14 protein-coding genes are annotated in these 16,106 nt (G+C 67.9%); 6 read left to right on the top strand and 8 right to left on the bottom strand.

Going from position 1 to position 16,106, the window contains the following annotated elements; all coding sequences use genetic code 11:
* Positions 1-131: 131 nt before the first annotated feature.
* The 6 genes from hemC to ABD104_RS05300 all read left to right on the top strand — a co-directional run bounded on the left by hemC (position 132) and on the right by ABD104_RS05300 (position 5,813).
* A complete protein-coding gene (gene hemC / locus ABD104_RS05325; RefSeq protein WP_243724453.1) occupies positions 132-1,055 on the top strand; it encodes a hydroxymethylbilane synthase in 924 nt (307 codons plus the stop codon).
* Between the two features lie 6 nt (positions 1,056-1,061).
* Positions 1,062-1,901: a uroporphyrinogen-III synthase gene (locus tag ABD104_RS05320; RefSeq protein WP_132979421.1), complete on the top strand. Its 840-nt coding sequence runs from the start codon at positions 1,062-1,064 to the stop codon at positions 1,899-1,901.
* Complete coding sequence (locus ABD104_RS05315; RefSeq protein ID WP_087836925.1) at positions 1,898-3,058, top strand: uroporphyrinogen-III C-methyltransferase; 1,161 nt, start codon at positions 1,898-1,900, stop codon at positions 3,056-3,058. The genes ABD104_RS05320 and ABD104_RS05315 overlap by 4 nt, the downstream gene beginning before the upstream one ends.
* 3 nt (positions 3,059-3,061) lie before the next feature.
* Positions 3,062-4,357, top strand: coding sequence for a heme biosynthesis HemY N-terminal domain-containing protein (locus ABD104_RS05310; protein WP_087836924.1), 1,296 nt, complete (start codon positions 3,062-3,064; stop codon positions 4,355-4,357).
* 72 nt (positions 4,358-4,429) lie between these two features.
* Positions 4,430-4,966 (top strand): inorganic diphosphatase, encoded by a 537-nt coding sequence (ppa, locus tag ABD104_RS05305; protein ID WP_132979419.1) that lies wholly within the window; start codon positions 4,430-4,432, stop codon positions 4,964-4,966.
* 124 nt (positions 4,967-5,090) lie between these two features.
* Positions 5,091-5,813 carry a GNAT family N-acetyltransferase gene (locus tag ABD104_RS05300; protein WP_132979418.1) on the top strand — a complete coding sequence of 241 codons (723 nt, stop codon included), beginning with the start codon at positions 5,091-5,093 and terminating at the stop codon, positions 5,811-5,813.
* 9 nt (positions 5,814-5,822) lie between these two features.
* Here the strand turns inward: ABD104_RS05300 and ABD104_RS05295 are convergent, their stop codons facing one another.
* The 8 genes from ABD104_RS05295 to metC all read right to left on the bottom strand — a co-directional run bounded on the left by ABD104_RS05295 (position 5,823) and on the right by metC (position 15,927).
* On the bottom strand, positions 5,823-6,017 hold the full coding sequence (locus ABD104_RS05295) for a hypothetical protein (protein WP_087836913.1): 195 nt from the start codon (positions 6,015-6,017) through the stop codon (positions 5,823-5,825).
* 134 nt (positions 6,018-6,151) lie between these two features.
* Positions 6,152-8,059, bottom strand: coding sequence for a sensor histidine kinase (locus tag ABD104_RS05290; RefSeq protein WP_343927230.1), 1,908 nt, complete (start codon positions 8,057-8,059; stop codon positions 6,152-6,154).
* Positions 8,060-8,169: 110 nt separating this feature from the next.
* Positions 8,170-10,344 carry a glycogen debranching protein GlgX gene (gene glgX, locus ABD104_RS05285; RefSeq protein ID WP_343927229.1) on the bottom strand — a complete coding sequence of 725 codons (2,175 nt, stop codon included), beginning with the start codon at positions 10,342-10,344 and terminating at the stop codon, positions 8,170-8,172.
* Between the two features lie 93 nt (positions 10,345-10,437).
* The gene (locus tag ABD104_RS05280; RefSeq protein ID WP_087836910.1) at positions 10,438-11,697 is read right to left on the bottom strand and encodes a D-amino acid dehydrogenase; all 1,260 of its coding nucleotides are present in this window, start codon (positions 11,695-11,697) and stop codon (positions 10,438-10,440) included.
* Between the two features lie 12 nt (positions 11,698-11,709).
* The gene (locus ABD104_RS05275) at positions 11,710-12,714 is read right to left on the bottom strand and encodes a Bug family tripartite tricarboxylate transporter substrate binding protein (RefSeq protein WP_087836909.1); all 1,005 of its coding nucleotides are present in this window, start codon (positions 12,712-12,714) and stop codon (positions 11,710-11,712) included.
* A gap of 196 nt (positions 12,715-12,910) precedes the next feature.
* Positions 12,911-13,690, bottom strand: coding sequence for an SDR family NAD(P)-dependent oxidoreductase (locus tag ABD104_RS05270; RefSeq protein ID WP_087836908.1), 780 nt, complete (start codon positions 13,688-13,690; stop codon positions 12,911-12,913).
* Positions 13,691-13,706: 16 nt separating this feature from the next.
* The gene (locus ABD104_RS05265; RefSeq protein ID WP_132979415.1) at positions 13,707-14,642 is read right to left on the bottom strand and encodes a 4-hydroxy-tetrahydrodipicolinate synthase family protein; all 936 of its coding nucleotides are present in this window, start codon (positions 14,640-14,642) and stop codon (positions 13,707-13,709) included.
* An 82-nt stretch (positions 14,643-14,724) separates the two neighbouring features.
* Positions 14,725-15,927: a cystathionine beta-lyase gene (gene metC / locus ABD104_RS05260; RefSeq protein ID WP_087836906.1), complete on the bottom strand. Its 1,203-nt coding sequence runs from the start codon at positions 15,925-15,927 to the stop codon at positions 14,725-14,727.
* Between the last annotated feature and the right edge of the window lie 179 nt (positions 15,928-16,106).

The raw sequence follows: 16,106 nt of genomic DNA, 5'->3' as shown, positions 1-16,106 counted from the left end.
CAAAAGAACGCGGTGCGGGCGCCCCGAAAGCATGCCATGAAAAAAGAGCCCATATCGAATACTTCTATAATCCCGAAGGGGGGCGCCGCGAGAGCGGAAGCCTGTTCGCATCGCAATCGAGATCCCCGCATTTGAAAAACGATCGTTTGATCATCGCCACGCGCGAAAGCCAGTTGGCGCTCTGGCAGGCCGAGCATGTACAGGCGCGGCTGCGCGCGCTGTATCCGCAGTGCTCCGTCGAGCTGCTGGGCATGACCACCCGCGGCGACCGCATCCTGGACCGCACGCTGTCGAAGGTCGGCGGCAAGGGCCTGTTCGTCAAGGAACTGGAAACCGCCCTGCAGGACGGCCGCGCCGACCTGGCCGTGCATTCGCTCAAGGACGTGCCGGTGGACCTGGCGCCGGAGTTCCTGCTGTCCACCATCATGGAGCGCGAGGATCCGCGCGACGCCCTGGTGTCGGCGCGCTACGCGGAACTGGCCGAGATGCCCGCCGGCGCCGTCATCGGCACCTCCAGCCTGCGGCGCGAGTCGCAGATCCGGGCGCGCCATCCGCACCTGCAGGTGCGGCCCCTGCGCGGGAACCTGCAGACTCGCCTGGGCAAGCTCGATCGCGGCGAATACGATGCCATCGTGCTGGCCGCGGCCGGCCTGCGCCGGCTGGGCCTGGGCGAGCGCATCCGGACCCTGCTGGCGCCCGAGGACAGCCTGCCGGCCGCGGGGCAGGGCGCCCTGGGCATCGAGATCCGCGCCGATCGCGACGACCTGCGCGCGGTGCTGGCGCCGCTGGCCCATGCCGCCACCACCGCCGAGGCCCTGGCCGAACGCGCCGTATCGCGGCGCCTGGGCGGCTCCTGCCAGGTGCCGCTGGCCGCCTACGCGCAGGCGCAAGGCGAATCGCTGCGCCTGCGTGCCCTGGTGGCGACGCCCGACGGCGGGCGCATCGTCCGCGCCGAGCGCACCGGCACCGCGAAGGACGCCGAGGCCCTGGGCCTGGCCGTGGCCGAAGAACTCCTGGCGGCCGGCGCGGCGGACATCCTCGATACGCTGGGCTGAGCCGCGATGCCGGCCCAGCCATCCGCACCGGCTTGCGCGCGAGCCGTCGTCCTGACCCGTCCCGCCGGCCAGAACGGGGGCCTGGCGCGGGCGCTCGAGGCGCGGGGGTGGCGGGCGCTGGACCTGCCGGCGCTGCGGCTGACCCCCGAGGCCGGCCCGGTGCCCGATCCCGCCGATTTCGATCTCGTCGTCTTCGTCAGCGGCAACGCCGTGAGGATGTTCCTGGACACATGGCGCGAGGCCGCCGGCCGGGGCCGGGCCTGGCCCGATGCCACGGCCGCCGCGGTCGTCGGGCCGGCCAGCGCACGGGCGCTGCGCGAACATCCGGCTTTCGGCCAGGCTCCGCGGCTGGTTCAGCCCGCGCCCGACAGCCCGCATTTCGATTCCGAGGCGCTATGGGCCGTCCTGTCCGCCGCGCCGCTGCCGTCCCGGGTGCTGATCGTGCGCGGCGGCCGGGGCGAACAGGGCACCGGCCGCGACTGGCTGGCCGGCCGCCTGCGCGAGGCCGGCGCCACCGTCACCCTGCACCGCGCGTACAGGCGGGTTCCCGCGGCCTGGACGCCGCACCAGGCCGAGGGCCTGCGCCAACTGGCCCGCGCGGGCACGCCCACCGCCTGGCTGCTGACCAGCGCCGAGGGCGTGGACGCGGTACGCGGCCACCTGGCAGCCCTGGGATTGCTGGACTGGTGGGCCGATTGTCGTCTCGTTGCAACCCATCCACGGATCGCCCGGCATTTAATAACGGTGATCGCCGAAGCATTGCCCGCTCGCGGCGACCCGCCAATGTTACAAACTTGCGCGCCCCGGGATGAGGACATCCTGGCCGCGATAGAATCGGTGTCATGACTGCATCCGAGAACGCATCTCCCGCATCCGCGCAGGGTCCTGCGCCCAACGATACCCGTTCCGCAACCGAGCGCGCCGGCCGTGCCCCCAAGGGCAGGGCGTCCACCCGCTCCTTCCCCTGGCTCGGAACGGTGCTCGCCTTCGCGCTGATCGTGATCGTGGTGCTGGCTGCCGCGCTGTGGCGCCAGCAGCAGCTGGTCGATGCCATCGGCCGCGAATCGGCGCGCCGCTTCAACGAGATCGACTCCTTCTCCCGCGATGCCCAGGCCCGCGCCCGCCAGGCCCTGTCCATCGCCCAGGGCAATACCGACAAGCTGGCCGTGCTCGAGTCCAAGGTGCTGGAGTCGCAAAGCCAGCAGGCCGCGCTGGAGCAGCTCTATCAGGAACTGTCGCGCGGCGAGGACGAATGGACCTTGATCGAGGTCGAACAGGCCCTGTCCATCGCCGCCCAGCAGCTGCAACTGGCCGGCAACGTGCAGAACTCCATCGCCGCGCTGCAGGTGGCCGACGCCCGGCTGGCGCGCGCCGACCGGCCCCAGTTCACCGCCGTGCGCCGCGCCATCGCGCAGGACCTCGAGCGGCTGCGCGGACTGCCGTCGGTGGACGTGTCCGGCCTGGTGGTCAAGATCGACCAGTTGATCGGCCTGCTCGACCGCCTGCCGCTGCTGGCCAGCGTGCAGCCGGCCCACGAGGCCGATGGCCAGCCCGCGCCGGCCGCGGCCGAGACGGCGCAGGCGCCGGCGGGCGACGCGCCCTGGTGGCAGCGCGCCACCGCGTGGTGGCGGCCGCTGCGGGACGGTTTCCTGGGCGACATGCGCGACCTGATCCGCATCCGCCGCATCGACAAGCCCGACGCCCTGCTGGTATCCCCCGAGCAGGGCGCCATGGTGCGCGAGAATCTCAAGCTCAGGCTGCTCAATGCCCGGCTGGCCCTGTTGTCCCGGCAGGAGCATGCCTGGCGCGCCGACCTGGACGCCGTCGGCCAGGCCCTGCCCGCCTATTTCGATGCGAACGCGCCGCTCACGCGCAATGCCCAGACGCTGCTGCGGCAGATCCGCGAGACCGACATCTCCATCGAGCTGCCGAATCTCAATGACAGCCTGGCCGCGGTCCGGTCGGTGCTGCCGCGCAACGCCGTCCCCGGCGCGCAGAGGTAAGGCATGCGCACCTGGTTCTGGACCCTGTTGCTGCTGGTGGCCGCCGTCGGGCTGGCCGTCGGGCTGCGTTATCACTCCGGCAACGTCGCGCTGCTGCTGCCGCCCTACCGGGTCGAGCTGTCCGCCAGCCTGGCCGCGCTGATCCTGGTCGCGTTGTTCGCGGTGCTGTACGCCGCGCTGCGCGCCATCTCCTGGACCCTGGACCTGCCCGTGCGGGTGCGCCGCTGGCGCGCGCGCCGCGCGCTGGCGCAGCAGCAGGAACTGCTCGAGCGCGGCTGGATCAACCTTCTGGAAGGCCGCTATGCCAAGGCCGAGGCCGACATGAGCAGCGTGGCCGGACAGACCGACGTGCCGTCGCGCCGCGTCCTGGCCAACCTGTCGGCCGCCCGGGCGGCGCATGCCATGCAGGAATTCGCCCGCCGCGACCTGCTGCTGGCGCAGGCCCGCGAGGCCGCCGACGCCGATGCCGGGCTCAAGCCCGCCGTCGTCCTGGTCGAGGCCGACATGCTGCTGGACCAGCAGCGGCCCGAGGAAGCGCTGGCCTTGCTGTCGCAACTGCACGAAGGCGGCCCCAAGCACATGCATTCGCTGCGGCTCACCCTGCGCGCCCATCGCGACCTGGGGCACTGGGCCGAGGTCCTGAAGCTGGCGCGCACGCTGTCCAAGCGCAATGCCCTGCATCCGGCCGCCGCCACGCGCATGATCGCCACCGCCGCGGCCGAGCTGTTGCGGTCGGCCAGCGATGCCGCCACGCGGCGCGCGATCTGGAAGGACCTGAAGGACGACGAACGCGTCCTGCCGGAAGTGGCGCAGGCCGGCGCCGCGGTGTTCGAGGCCGATGGCGACGAGCTGCGGACCCGCCGCATCCTCGAGACCGCGCTCGACGCCCAGCTCAGTCCCGTCCTGCTTCAGGCCTATGCCCGTTGCAGCCCCGAACAGATACCCCCGCGGCTGGAGAAGGCCGAGAGCTGGCTGCGCCAGCACCCCAACGATCCCGACCTGCTGCAGGCGCTGGGCACGCTGTGCCTGTGCGGGCGCCTGTGGGGGCCGGCGCAGCGATATCTCGAACGCAGCCTGAGCGAGCGCGACGACCCGCGCACGCATGCGCTGCTGGCCAGCCTGTACGATCGCACCGACCGCGCCGTCGAGGCCGTGCGGCACTGGCGCCTGGCCACCGAGGCGGTGATCGGCCTGCCGGTCCTGAAGGCCGACGAAGCCGTCCTGTTCGCCCCCGCCGCCGCGCGGCCCCAGTTCGAGAGCGAAGAGGACGTGGCGCCCGATCGCGCGGCCGGCCTCTAGCGCAGCGGTTTTTTTCGATGTCGTGCCGGCCCCGGGCCGGTCCACCTGTTTTTTCCAACCTTCCAGGCAGTTATGAATCTCGATCGAGTCGGTCCCGGCAAAAAGGCGCCGGAAGAATTCAACGTCATCATTGAGATCCCGATGAACGCGGATCCGATCAAGTACGAAGTCGACAAGGAAACCGGAGCCTTGTTCGTCGATCGCTTCATGATGACGGCCATGCACTACCCGTGCAATTACGGCTACGTGCCGCAGACCCTGTCCGACGACGGCGACCCCGTCGACGTGCTGGTCATCACCCCGCATCCGGTCACCGTCGGCGCCGTCGTGCGCTGCCGTCCCATCGGCATCCTGAACATGGACGACGAAGCGGGCGGCGACGCCAAGCTGCTGGCCGTTCCCGTGGACAAGGTCCTGCCCATCTATCGCCACTGGCAGAAGCCGGAAGACCTGCAGCCCGAATACCTGCTGCGCATCCAGCATTTCTTCGAGCACTACAAGGATCTGGAGAAGGGCAAGTGGGTCAAGGTGAAGGGCTGGGACGGCCCGGAAGCCGCCCGCCAGGAGATCGTCGGCAGCATCGAGCGTTATCAGAAGGCCGGCAAGTAAGCCCCGGTAGTCCCGCTGTCGCGCAAGGGCCTCCTTCCCGGGAGGCCTTTTGTCATGGGGCTTTTGGAAAGGCCGGGCTTGGCTTATCTTGGAGCGTTGCACACCAGGCAGAGGCGGGAACGACGTGACGGCCAGATTGAACGAATTCCAACAGCCGGTCGGTGCGGCCCTGCCGGATTGGCAAGGCGCCCGGCTTCCCGATGGCCGAACGCTCGCGGGGCGCTATTGCAGGATCGAGCGCATCGATCCGGAGCGCCATGCGGCCGAGCTTTACGAGGCGTATCGCGATGCGCCCGACTGGCGCGACTGGACCTATCTTTCCGTCGGCCCGTTCGACTCGCTGGATGCCTATCGCCGCTATCTGGAAACGGTCGCGGGCTTGAGCGATCCCATGCATCATGCCGTGATCGACCTCGCCAGCGGACAGGCGGTGGGCACGATCGCCCTCATGCGCATCGATGCGCCCAACGGCGTGATCGAAGTGGGCAGTGTCACCTATTCGCCGCGCATGAAGCGCACGCGCATCGCCACCGAAACGATGGCGCTCCTGCTCGGGCATGTGTTCGAAGACCTCGGCTATCGCCGTTTCGAGTGGAAGTGCGACGCGCTGAACGCCCCGTCACGCGCGGCGGCTTCGCGCTACGGCTTCACCTTCGAAGGGATTTTCCGCCAGGCCGTGGTCACGCGCGGGCGCAATCGAGATACGGCATGGTATTCGATCATCGACAGCGACTATCCGGCCCTGCATGCGGCGTATGGGCGATGGCTCGACCCCGCCAATTTCGACGGGCAGGGCCGCCAGATCGAAACGCTGGCAGAGATCCGAAGCCGCGTGGGCCCGGCCTGACCGCCGTTCCTAGCCGCGCTGTTCGGCCAGGCAATGCGGGCAGTAACGGGCGTGCGGCTTCAGGTATCGGCCGCATTCCATGCACAGTGACCCGCCTCGCAACTCGATCTCCCGCAGCCGGCGCCGCTTGCGCCACGACGCGCGGAACTTGAGCAGGCCCAGCAGGAAGGCAACCGCGAGCGAGCTGTAGGCGAGGGTGGTCATGGCACCTCGAAAGCGAGGAATAGGGACCGTTTATTCTATGTTTTCGGTGTTGCATCCTGTAAACATTTCCGCAATGTAATGTTGCAGTGGCGTTTTACATACGGATACAGGTACCGAAGGGCGCGCCTCCGGGTTTATACGGAATGGGGTTCGTGCGGCAGCGTGAACCGGAGCGTGGCGCCCTTGCCGGGTTCGCCATGGGCGACGATGCGCCCCCCGTGGCGCTCGACGATGCGGCGGCAATGCGCCAATCCGACGCCGGTGCCTTCGAAATCCCGGTTGGAATGCAACCGGCTGAACATGGTGAAGAGTTTGCCGGCCTGACGCATGTCGAAGCCGGCGCCGTTGTCGCGTACGTTGATGGCGATGGTCTGCTCGTACTCGTCCGCCCAGACCTCGATCAGCGCGTTGGGGGTATAGCGGGTGAACTTGACCGCGTTGTCCAGCAGATTGACCATGACCAGCCGGATCAGGTGGGGATCGGCGAACACGCGCGGCAGTTTGTCGATGCGCCACGAGACCGTGCGGTCCGCCACGTTGGCGGCCATTTCCGACTGGATTTCCTGCACCATGGTGCCCAGCGGCCACAGCGAGGGCACGATGCCGGCGCGTCCCAGGCGTGACAGCTCCAGCAGCGCGTCGATGGTGCGGTTCATGCGCTCGGCGGTGGTCAGGAGCGCCGACAGCATGGGCTTGATGTCGCCGCCCGGCTGTCCGGCCTTGCGCAGCATGATATCGGCGGCCGACATGATCTGGCGGGCCGGCGCACGCAGGTCGTGGCTGACGGAACTGGTGAACGCCTCGAGTTCGGCCGTCCGTTCGGCCACGCGCAGTTCCAGGGTTTCGTTCAGTTGGCGGATCTTGTCCTCGGCCAGGCGGTGTTCCGTGACGTCGACGCAGAACAACTCCACCCGCTGCTTGCCGTCGCGGGTGACGCTGATCGCGGCAAGCTCGACGTCGCGCTTCTGGCCGTCCAGCGCCACCAGCCGGTAGGGCTTGAATTCGGCGAACCCCGGCGCCTGGGACAGTTCCTCGATGCGCCGGCGGACCTTTTCGCGGTCCTTGTCGACGATGAAGTCCGAGAACGGCCGCCCGATGGCACGGCCCGACCAGTCCGCCGACAGCATGAGCAAGGCCGCGGGATTGGCGTAGATCAGCAGGCCGTCGACCTGGGTCAGGATGCCGATGGGAGCGTGCTCGATGACGGCCTTGTACATGGACTCGCGCTCGAGCAGGCCATGCTTGGCGCGCACCGCGTCGGTCACGTCCACCAGCATCATCAGTGTGGCCTGGGTGCCCCCGTCCGTATCGGCGTGGGGCGAGAGGAAGACGTCGAATTCGCGCTTGACGTTGTCGGGCGTGGTGAAGGGCAGCCGGAAACTCGCGGCCTTGCCCTGGGCGGCCTGTTCCAGGTGGGGCGCGCACAGCGAGGCCGCGCGGCGCGGCCACAGCTCGCGCATGGTGCGCCCCAGCGCGACGTCGGCGGGCTTGTCGATCAGGGCCAGGTAGGGGCCGTTGGCATAGGCCAGCGCGCCGTCGGCGCCGGCGATCGCCATGGCGTGCGGCAGGCGGTCCAGCAGCGGCTCCATGTGCGTGGCCGGCCGCGCGGGGCGGTCGAGGGCCGCTCGCGCAGCCAGCCGCTGGCCCGCCGCCTGCGATGCCGACAGGCAGAGGTGAACCACGGCGACGGACAGCAGCGTGGTCACGGCGAACAGCGGCGCGACCGGGACGTCGGGCAGACGCCAGACCAGCGGCAGCGGACCGATCATCCAGTTCCAGAAATCCAGCAGCGAGGTGAAGACCACCGAGGCCGCCGACAGCAGCGTCGATTCGCGCAGGGGTAGCACGATGACGCCGGCGACCAGCGTGGAGATCAACGGCAGGGCGATGGGCCATTGCAGGCCGCCGGTGACCGCGCAGGCCAGCAGGGCCAGCGCGGAGCATCCGTATATCAGGCCCCGTCCACGGACGGGAAGGCGGACTTGGGCGGGGGCAGCGGCTCCGGCGTCGCCTGCCTGGGCGCTTGCTCGGTCAGCCGACATTGGAACTTGGTATCAATTGAAATAAAGGGTTACTTGTGGCAGCCGCGCCGGATTGTACCGGCTTCCCCCGGGGCTGGGAATCGGCGCGGCCATGCAAGAACCAATTTGGTCTATTCCGGCGCGTCGGTCAGGCGGGTCTCGATGTTGGCCAGCACGCGTGCCGAGGCGCCCTTGGCCTCGAGCGCGAACAGCAGCAGGGAGTGCGCGGTGACCTGGTAGACGTCCCCTGCGTTGAATACCGGCAGGTCTTCGCGCACCGGCATGTTGGTGTCCAGCAGGCAGGTCCAGGCATCGGGGCCGGGGACGTCCGGCAGCGTGAAGTTGACCGTGTCGTGATGGGCGTTGAAGACCAGCAGCAGCGTCGCATCCGAGGCCGGGCGCTTGATGCCCGAGGCCTGGGCGCGGCCGTCGATCAGCATGCCGAAGCAGCGCATGGATTCGTCGGCCCATTGTTCGCCGGTCAGCGGCGTCGCGGCGGGCGAGAGCCACTGTACGTCGGTGACGTCCAGGGCTTCGTTGTACTCTCCCGTCAGGAAACGGTTGCGCCGCAGGACCGGCAGGCGCCGGCGCAGGTACAGGAGCTTGCGCACGAACTCCTGCAACGCGCGGCCGTCGTCGTCCACCCCTTCCCAATCCACCCAGCTGATCTCGTTGTCCTGGCAATAGGCGTTGTTGTTGCCCCGCTGGGTGCGGCCGAACTCGTCGCCGGCCAGGATCATGGGCGTGCCCTGCGACAGCAGCAGGGTCGCCAGCATGTTGCGCTTCTGGCGTTCGCGCAGCGCGCGGATGTCGGGGTCGTCGGTCGGGCCTTCGGCGCCGCAGTTCCACGATCGGTTGTCCGAATGTCCGTCGCGGTTGTCCTCGCCGTTGGCTTCGTTGTGTTTGTCGTTGTAGGACACCAGGTCGTTCAGCGTGAATCCGTCGTGCGCGGTGATGAAGTTCACGCTGGCCCAGGGCTTGCGTCCGCGGCGGTTGAACCGGTCGCCCGACGCGGTGATCCGGGTGGCGAAGTCGGCGGCCGTGCCGGCATCGCCCTTCCAGAAGCCGCGCACGGTGTCGCGGAAGCGGTCGTTCCATTCGGCCCAGCCGGGCGGGAAGCCGCCGACCTGATAGCCGCCTGGGCCGCAATCCCAGGGTTCGGCGATGAGCTTGACGCTGGAGAGGATCGGATCCTGGCGGCAACTGTCGAGAAAGCCGCCGCCTTCGTCGAAGCCATGGGTCTCGCGCCCCAGTATGGTGGCCAGGTCGAAGCGGAAGCCGTCCACCTTCATCTCCGCGACCCAGTAGCGCAGGCTGTCCGTCACCATTTGCAGCGTGCGCGGATGGCTCAGGTTCAAGGTGTTGCCGGTGCCCGTGTCATTGATGTAGTAGCGGGCCTGGTCGGGCAGGAGGCGGTAGTACGAGGCGTTGTCGATGCCCTTGAAGGACAGCGTCGGCCCCATTTCATTGCCTTCGGCCGTATGGTTGTAGACCACGTCCAGGATGACTTCCAGGCCGGCATCGTGGAAGCGGTCCACCATGCCCTTGAATTCCTGCACGGCCTCGCCGGCGAAATAGCGCGGGTCGGGCGCGAAGAAGCCCAGGGTGTTGTAGCCCCAGTAGTTGGTCAGTCCTTTTTCGAGGAGGTGGTTGTCGTTGACGAAGGTATGCACCGGCAGCAGTTCCACCGACGTCACGCCCAGGCCGCGCAGGTAGGAGATGACTTCGGGATGCTGCAGCCCGGCCAGGGTCCCGCGCAGTTCGGGCGGCACGGCCGGGTGCAGCCGGGTGTAGCCCGCCGCATGCATCTCGTACAGGACGGTCATGTCCCAGGGCACGCGCAGCCGTTCGGGGCGGCTTCCCGACGTCGAGTCGACCACGATGCACTTGGGGACGAAGGGCGCGCTGTCGCGCTCGTCGAAGGACAGGTCCGCGTCCGGATCGCCCACGCGATAGCCGAACACCTCCGGCGACCACTTCAACTGGCCCGCGTGGGCCTTGGCGTAGGGGTCCAGCAGCAGCTTGTTGGGATTGAAGCGATGCCCCTCGTCGGGGACATAGGGACCATGCACCCGGTAGCCGTACAGCGTGCCCGGCTGCAGGCCGTGCAGGTAGCCGTGCCAGATCTCGTCGGTGAACTCGGGCAGCTCGATCCGTTCGGCCTCATGGCCGTGCGCGTCGAACAGGCACAGCTCCACCTTGGTGGCATGGGCCGAGAACAGCGCGAAATTGGTGCCCCGTCCGTCCCATGTCGCCCCCAGGGGATAGGGGTGGCCTTCGGCAAGTCGATAAAGTCCGTTCGCCATGCTGCTTCTTCCGCTACGAGCCGGGCCATAGCATGCAACAAGCGGGCGTCCAAGTGTCCTACGCGAGGTAAAAGACGTAAGCGGCCCTAGGTTCTAGGCGTGGAAACGTTCCGCCGTCAGTCCGTCCAGGTCGATGGCGGGTTGCCGGCCGGCCACGATGTCCGCCACGATGCGGGAGGTGCCGCAGGATTGCGTCCATCCGTTCGAGCCATGGCCGCTGTTCAGGAACAGGTTGCTCCAGCGCGTGCGGCCCAGGATGGGCGGGCCGTCCGGCGTCATGGGCCGCAGGCCGGCCCAGAACTCCACCTGGTCCCAGTCCAGTCCCCGCGGGAACAATTCGCCCACGACGTCGACCAGCAGCTTCTTGCGCGCGGGGTTCAGTCCCAGCCCGTAACCGGTCAGCTCGGCCATGCCGGCGGCGCGTATGCGGTTGCCCAGGCGCGAGATCATGATCTTGTTGTGCTCATCCATGACCGCCATGCGCGGGACCGCGTCGGGGTCGGACACGGGCACGGTGATGGAGTAGCCCTTGAGCGGATAGACCGGCAGGTTCAGGCCCAGCGGCCGCACCAGGAACGGCGCATGGCTGCCCAGCGCGACGACGTAGGCATCGGCGCGCAGCGGGCCCTGCGACGTGCGGACGGCGCCGATGGCGTCGCCCTCGCGCTCCAGCGCGTCGATGCGCACGCCGTAGCGGAAATCCACGCCGCGCTGCTGCAGGAAGGCGGCCAGCCCTTGCGAGAACTTGTAGCTGTCGCCCGAGGCATCGGCCGGCATGTGCAGCGCGCCCGCCACCGTGGCGCGGCTATGCGCCATGGCCGGTTCGAGGGCGCTGATGTCGGCGGCATCCAGGATGCGCCAGGGCACGCCGTATTCCTCCAGCGCCTTGGCCGACAGGCGGCCCAGGTCGAGCTCGGCGGGCGTGCGGAAGATCTGCAGCGTGCCGCCTTCATGGAAGTCGAACGAGGGCAGGTCCTCGCCGCTGGCGATCTCGCGCAGGCATTGCAGGCTGTAGTGCGCCACGCGCTGCATGCGCAGCTTGTTGACGCGGAAGCGCTCGGCATTGCAATTGCGCATCCATTGCAGCACCCAGGCCACCTTGCGGGGCTCGGGCAGCGGCGAGAACCGGATGGGGGAATCGCGCTGGACCGACAGCTTCAGCACCTTGGAGATCATGCCCGGCGCGGCCCAGGGGCCGGCGAAGCTGGGACACAATCCGCCCGCGTTGCCGTAGCTCGTTTCCCGGCCGGGGCCGGGCTGGCGCTCGACCACGGTGACTTCGTGACCGTCCTTCCACAGGTAGTAGGCGGTCGCGACGCCGACCACGCCGGCGCCCAGCACGAGTACTTTCATGAACCTTGCCGCTTATTCGACCGTGATCTTGGCCGCGTCGATGATCTTCTGGTAGCGCGCCATCTCCGAGTCGATGTACTTGGCGAAGTCGGCCGAATTCTTGTAGGCCGATTCGAAGCCCAGCGACGACAGGCGTTCCTTCATGTCGGGCGACGCCATGATCTTGGCCGTGGCGGCGTCCAGCTTCTTCAGGATGGGGGCCGGCACCTTGGCGGGCGCCCACAGGCCATACCAGGAGTAGAACTCGAAGTCCTTGAAGCCGGATTCGCGCATGGTGGGCACGTCGGGCAGCAGCGGGCTGCGTTCGCGGCCGGTCACGGCCAGGGCGCGCAGCTTGCCGGCCTTCACGTGCGGCAGCGACGACAGCATGGGATCCATCATGGCCGACACCTGGCCGCCCACCAGATCCTGCAGCGCCGGGGCGGCGCCCTTGTACAGCACGATGGGGATGTCGCCCGTCAGGTGGGCCTCGTGCAGGAACTGCGCGGCGCCGAGGTGGCCGGCCGAGCCGAAGCCGCTGGTCACGAAGGTGTACTTGGTGGGGTTGGCCTTCAGGACGGAGACGAACTCCTGCACGTTGTGGGCCGGGACCGAGGGATGGACGCTGAAGATCAGCGCGCCCTGGGCCAGCATGCTGACGGGGGCGAAGTCCTTGACCGCGTCGAACTTGATGTTCTTCTTGTACAGCAGCGGATTGATGGCGTGGATCGAGGCATTGAAGTACAGCGTGTAGCCGTCCGGTTCCGCGCGCGCGACATAGGCGGCGCCGATCATGCCCGACGCGCCGGCGCGGTTCTCGACCACGATCGACTGCTTGAGCTCGTCCCTGAGCTTGTCGGCGAACAGGCGCGCCGTGTTGTCGACCGCGCCGCCAGGGGCGTGCGGGACGACGATGGTGATCGGACGGGACGGATAATCGCCCTGCGCATGGGCAGGGCTGGCCAGGGCTGCGGCACCGGCCAGGCCGGCGACGGCCAGGGAGGTGTGCAGGAAAGAGCGGCGGGTCGTGCGGTTCATGATTTCCCCATATTCGAAAAACAGAATTGTCTCCGTTTTCTATATATTTTTCGGTTATTAGAAAATGCGCCAGCCGTCCCCCGAAGGGGTGGGCCGGAGCCCGCGCATCCTGGGCCGTTCCGCAAGCGGGACGGCGCGGACGCCTTGTTGTTCTCCTGTTTTCCTTCTTGTTCCCGGATCGCTGTCCAGGTGCCCGTCAGAACGTGCCCGGGTAGCCGCCGCCATCGATCAGGAGGCTTTGGCCGGTGATGTAGCCCGTGTGCGCCGAGCACACGAAGGCGCACAGCGCACCCAGTTCCTCGGCGCGCCCATAGCGGCCGGCGGGGTTGTTGCTGCCGCGTTCTTCCCACAACTGGTCGAAGGTCTTGCCGGTGTCCTCCAGCATGCCCTCGATGTGGCGGCGCTGGGCGTCGGTGGCGAACACGCCCGGCAGCAGGTTGTTGATCGTGACGTTGTGGCGCACGGTCTGGCGCGCCAGTCCCGCCACGAAGCCCACCAGGCCCGAGCGCGCACCGTTGGACAGGCCCAGCTCGATCTGCGGCGTCTTCACGCTGCGCGACACGATGTTGACGATGCGGCCGAACTTGCGTTCGACCATGCCATCCACCGTGCGGCGGATCATCTCGATCGGACCCAGCATCATCGAGTCCAGCGCCTGGTGCCAGTCGTCCAGCGTCCACTTGCGGAAATCGCCGGGCTCCGGGCCGTCGGCATTGTTGACCAGGATGTCCGGAGCGGGGCAGGCGGCCAGCGCCGCGTCGCGTCCCGCTTCGGTGGTGATGTTGGCGACCACGTAGCGTACCGGCGTGCCGGTCTGCGCGGTGATCTCCGCCGCCGCCTTCTCGAGCGTGGCCTGGGTGCGCGCCGCGATGGTCACGAGCACGCCCTCTTGCGACAACTGGTGCGCGCAGGCGCGCCCCATGCCGCGGCTGCCGCCGAATACCAGCGCGCTCCTGCCTTGGATGCCGAGGTCCATGAGTCGCGTCCGTCCGTCAGGCCGACTTCAGCTCGGGCGAGCTCCAGCCGTACTTCTTGTCGAGCTCCAGCTCGCGCACCACGCGCAGGCCCTTCTGCAGCGCCTCGGGGGCCAGGCCCTTGAGCGGCTTGCGCAGGTCGCCGGCGGGCAGGCCCACGGCCTTCATCAGCGACTTGATCGCCACCGGATTGATGGCCGAATACGAGAAGTGCAGCATGGGCAGCATGTGCAGGTACATGTCGCGGAAGCTCTCGGACACTTCCGGCGTCTTCCAGGGCTTGGAGATCGTCGCGATCTCGGCCGGGGCGATGTTGCCGGTCATGTTGGCGGTGCCGTGGCCGCCCAGGCTCATGGTCGGGACGACCAGGCCCAGGTTGGGCGAGTCGCAGCACATCACGGCCACGTCGGGGCGGGCGCGCAGCACTTGGGCGACCTGGCCCACGCGGGTGGTCGATTCCTTGTGCACGACGTAGTTGGGATGCTTGAAGATGCGCAGCAGGTTGTCCCAGTGCAGGTCGGTCTTCACGCGCGGCGGGTTGTTGTAGATGCCCAGCGGCAGGTCGGTGGCGTCGGCCACTTCCAGGAAGTAATCCTCGATGTCGGACTCGGGACCGCAGATGTAGGCCGGCGCGGCCAGGATGGCGCCGTCCGCGCCGTTGGCGTGGGCGAAGCGCAGGTAGTCGATGGTGGTGTCGGTGTTGTTGCCGGTGCAGCCATAGAAGAACTTCATCTTGCCGTTCTTCATCTTGGCGGTCTCGGCGATGATCTGCTGGCGCTCCTGCTGCGACAGCATCGAGACTTCGCCCGTCGAGCCCATGATCAGCACGGCGGAGGTGCCGTTGTCCTCATGGAACTTGAGCAGGGTGCGGAAGCCTTCGAAATCGACGCTGCCGTCTTGATTGAAAGGAGTGATCAGGGCGACGAACGACCCTTCGATTTTCATCTTAGCCATGGCGATTCCACCGATTGAATAACTGTTACATGATACTCCGCGGGGAAACCTTCGTTCCCCGCGCGAGACCTGGGTTTCTCGGTCAGGCCCGGCGCGCGACGGGGGCCGAATCGATTTCGGCCAGCGCGGCGAAGCCGCCTTCGAGGTCGGCGATCAGGTCGGCCGGGTCCTCCAGCCCGACGTGCAGCCGCAGCGCCTGGCCGGTGTACGGCCACTTGGCGGTGACGCGGTCGCCCGACGGGTTGAAGGGGATGACCAGGCTTTCGTAGCCGCCCCACGATACGCCGATGCCGAACAACTGCAGGCTGTCGATGAAGGCTTCCACCGCGGCCGGCGATGCGGGCTTGAGCACCACCGCGAACAGTCCGGCGGCGCCCAGGAAGTCGCGTTTCCACAGCGCGTGGCCGGGATGGCTGGGCAGCGCGGGGTGCAGCACCTTTTCCACCTCGGGCCGGGTCTCCAGCCACGAAGCCACCTCGACGCCCGACTTCCAGTGCTGCTGCAGGCGCACGTTCATGGTGCGCAGGCCGCGCAGCGCGAGATAGACGTCGTCGGGGCCGGCGGTCTGGCCCAGGTCCTGGGTGGTGCGCTTGATCAGCGGCCAGGTTTCCTCGGTGCAGGTGACGATGCCCAGCATGGCGTCGGAGTGGCCGACGATGTACTTGGTCGCGGCCTGGATGGAGACGTCCACGCCGTGCTGGAAGGGCTTGAAGAACAGCGGCGTGCCCCAGGTGTTGTCCATGACCACCTTGGCGCCGTGGCGATGGGCCACGGCCGCGATGGCGGGGATGTCCTGGATCTCGAAGGTCTCGGATCCGGGCGACTCGACGTAGACCACGCGGGTGTTGGGCCGCATGCTGGCTTCGATGCCGCCGCCCGAGGTCGGGTCGTAGATGGTCACTTCCACGCCGAAACGGCCCAGCACGCGGGTCAGGAAGGTGCGCGTGGGGGAATAGGCGCTGTCGGTCAGCAGCACGTGGTCGCCGGCGGCCAGCAGGGCGGTCAGCGCGGTGGCGCAGGCCGCCAGCCCCGACGGGAACACCTGCGAACGGTGGCCGCCTTCCAGTTCGGCGATGGCTTCTTCCAGCGCGTGGTGGGTGGGCGTGCCGAAGCGGCCATAGGTGGTGGCGCCCGGCTCGTCGGCGGCGCGCCGCTTCTTCTTTTCCTCCCATTCGGCCATCGACCCGTGAAGAATGGTCGATCCGCGGAAGATCGGGGTATTCACGAGCCCGGCGAAACGCTCGGGATGCCTGCCGGCGGTAACCAGCCTGGTCTTCTCTTTCATTGCTGCGTTTGTCCTCGAATGCACAGACGGCGCCGGCGGCGCCGAACCCCATCCGCGATACGGTCGGGCATGGAGAAAGTGTAGGGGGGAAGGGGATTAAATTTTTTTCCTTATTGACACCGGTTTGTCAAAAAATGGGAAAATTATTTATCCTCCAATCTCTAGAATAGTGATTGATT

Origin of the sequence: Pigmentiphaga daeguensis (assembly GCF_039523035.1) — a bacterium.
GTDB lineage: Bacteria > Pseudomonadota > Gammaproteobacteria > Burkholderiales > Burkholderiaceae_B > Pigmentiphaga > Pigmentiphaga daeguensis.
Note: the sequence above shows the minus strand (reverse complement) of the source record. Positions and strands in the feature narration are given on the sequence as shown.

Bases quoted from the DNA above. Each gene is read 5' to 3' on its own strand.
- ABD104_RS05280 (WP_087836910.1), bottom strand. From the start codon at position 11,697: ATGAAAGTACTCGTGCTGGGCGCCGGCGTGGTCGGCGTCGCGACCGCC.
- ABD104_RS05265 (WP_132979415.1), bottom strand. From the start codon at position 14,642: ATGGCTAAGATGAAAATCGAAGGGTCGTTCGTCGCCCTGATCACTCCT.
- ABD104_RS05275 (WP_087836909.1), bottom strand. From the start codon at position 12,714: ATGAACCGCACGACCCGCCGCTCTTTCCTGCACACCTCCCTGGCCGTC.
- ABD104_RS05310 (WP_087836924.1), top strand. From the start codon at position 3,062: ATGCGCACCTGGTTCTGGACCCTGTTGCTGCTGGTGGCCGCCGTCGGG.
- metC (WP_087836906.1), bottom strand. From the start codon at position 15,927: ATGAAAGAGAAGACCAGGCTGGTTACCGCCGGCAGGCATCCCGAGCGT.
- ABD104_RS05320 (WP_132979421.1), top strand. From the start codon at position 1,062: ATGCCGGCCCAGCCATCCGCACCGGCTTGCGCGCGAGCCGTCGTCCTG.
- ABD104_RS05290 (WP_343927230.1), bottom strand. From the start codon at position 8,059: ATGTCGGCTGACCGAGCAAGCGCCCAGGCAGGCGACGCCGGAGCCGCT.
- ABD104_RS05315 (WP_087836925.1), top strand. From the start codon at position 1,898: ATGACTGCATCCGAGAACGCATCTCCCGCATCCGCGCAGGGTCCTGCG.
- ABD104_RS05295 (WP_087836913.1), bottom strand. From the start codon at position 6,017: ATGACCACCCTCGCCTACAGCTCGCTCGCGGTTGCCTTCCTGCTGGGC.
- glgX (WP_343927229.1), bottom strand. From the start codon at position 10,344: ATGGCGAACGGACTTTATCGACTTGCCGAAGGCCACCCCTATCCCCTG.
- ABD104_RS05270 (WP_087836908.1), bottom strand. From the start codon at position 13,690: ATGGACCTCGGCATCCAAGGCAGGAGCGCGCTGGTATTCGGCGGCAGC.
- ppa (WP_132979419.1), top strand. From the start codon at position 4,430: ATGAATCTCGATCGAGTCGGTCCCGGCAAAAAGGCGCCGGAAGAATTC.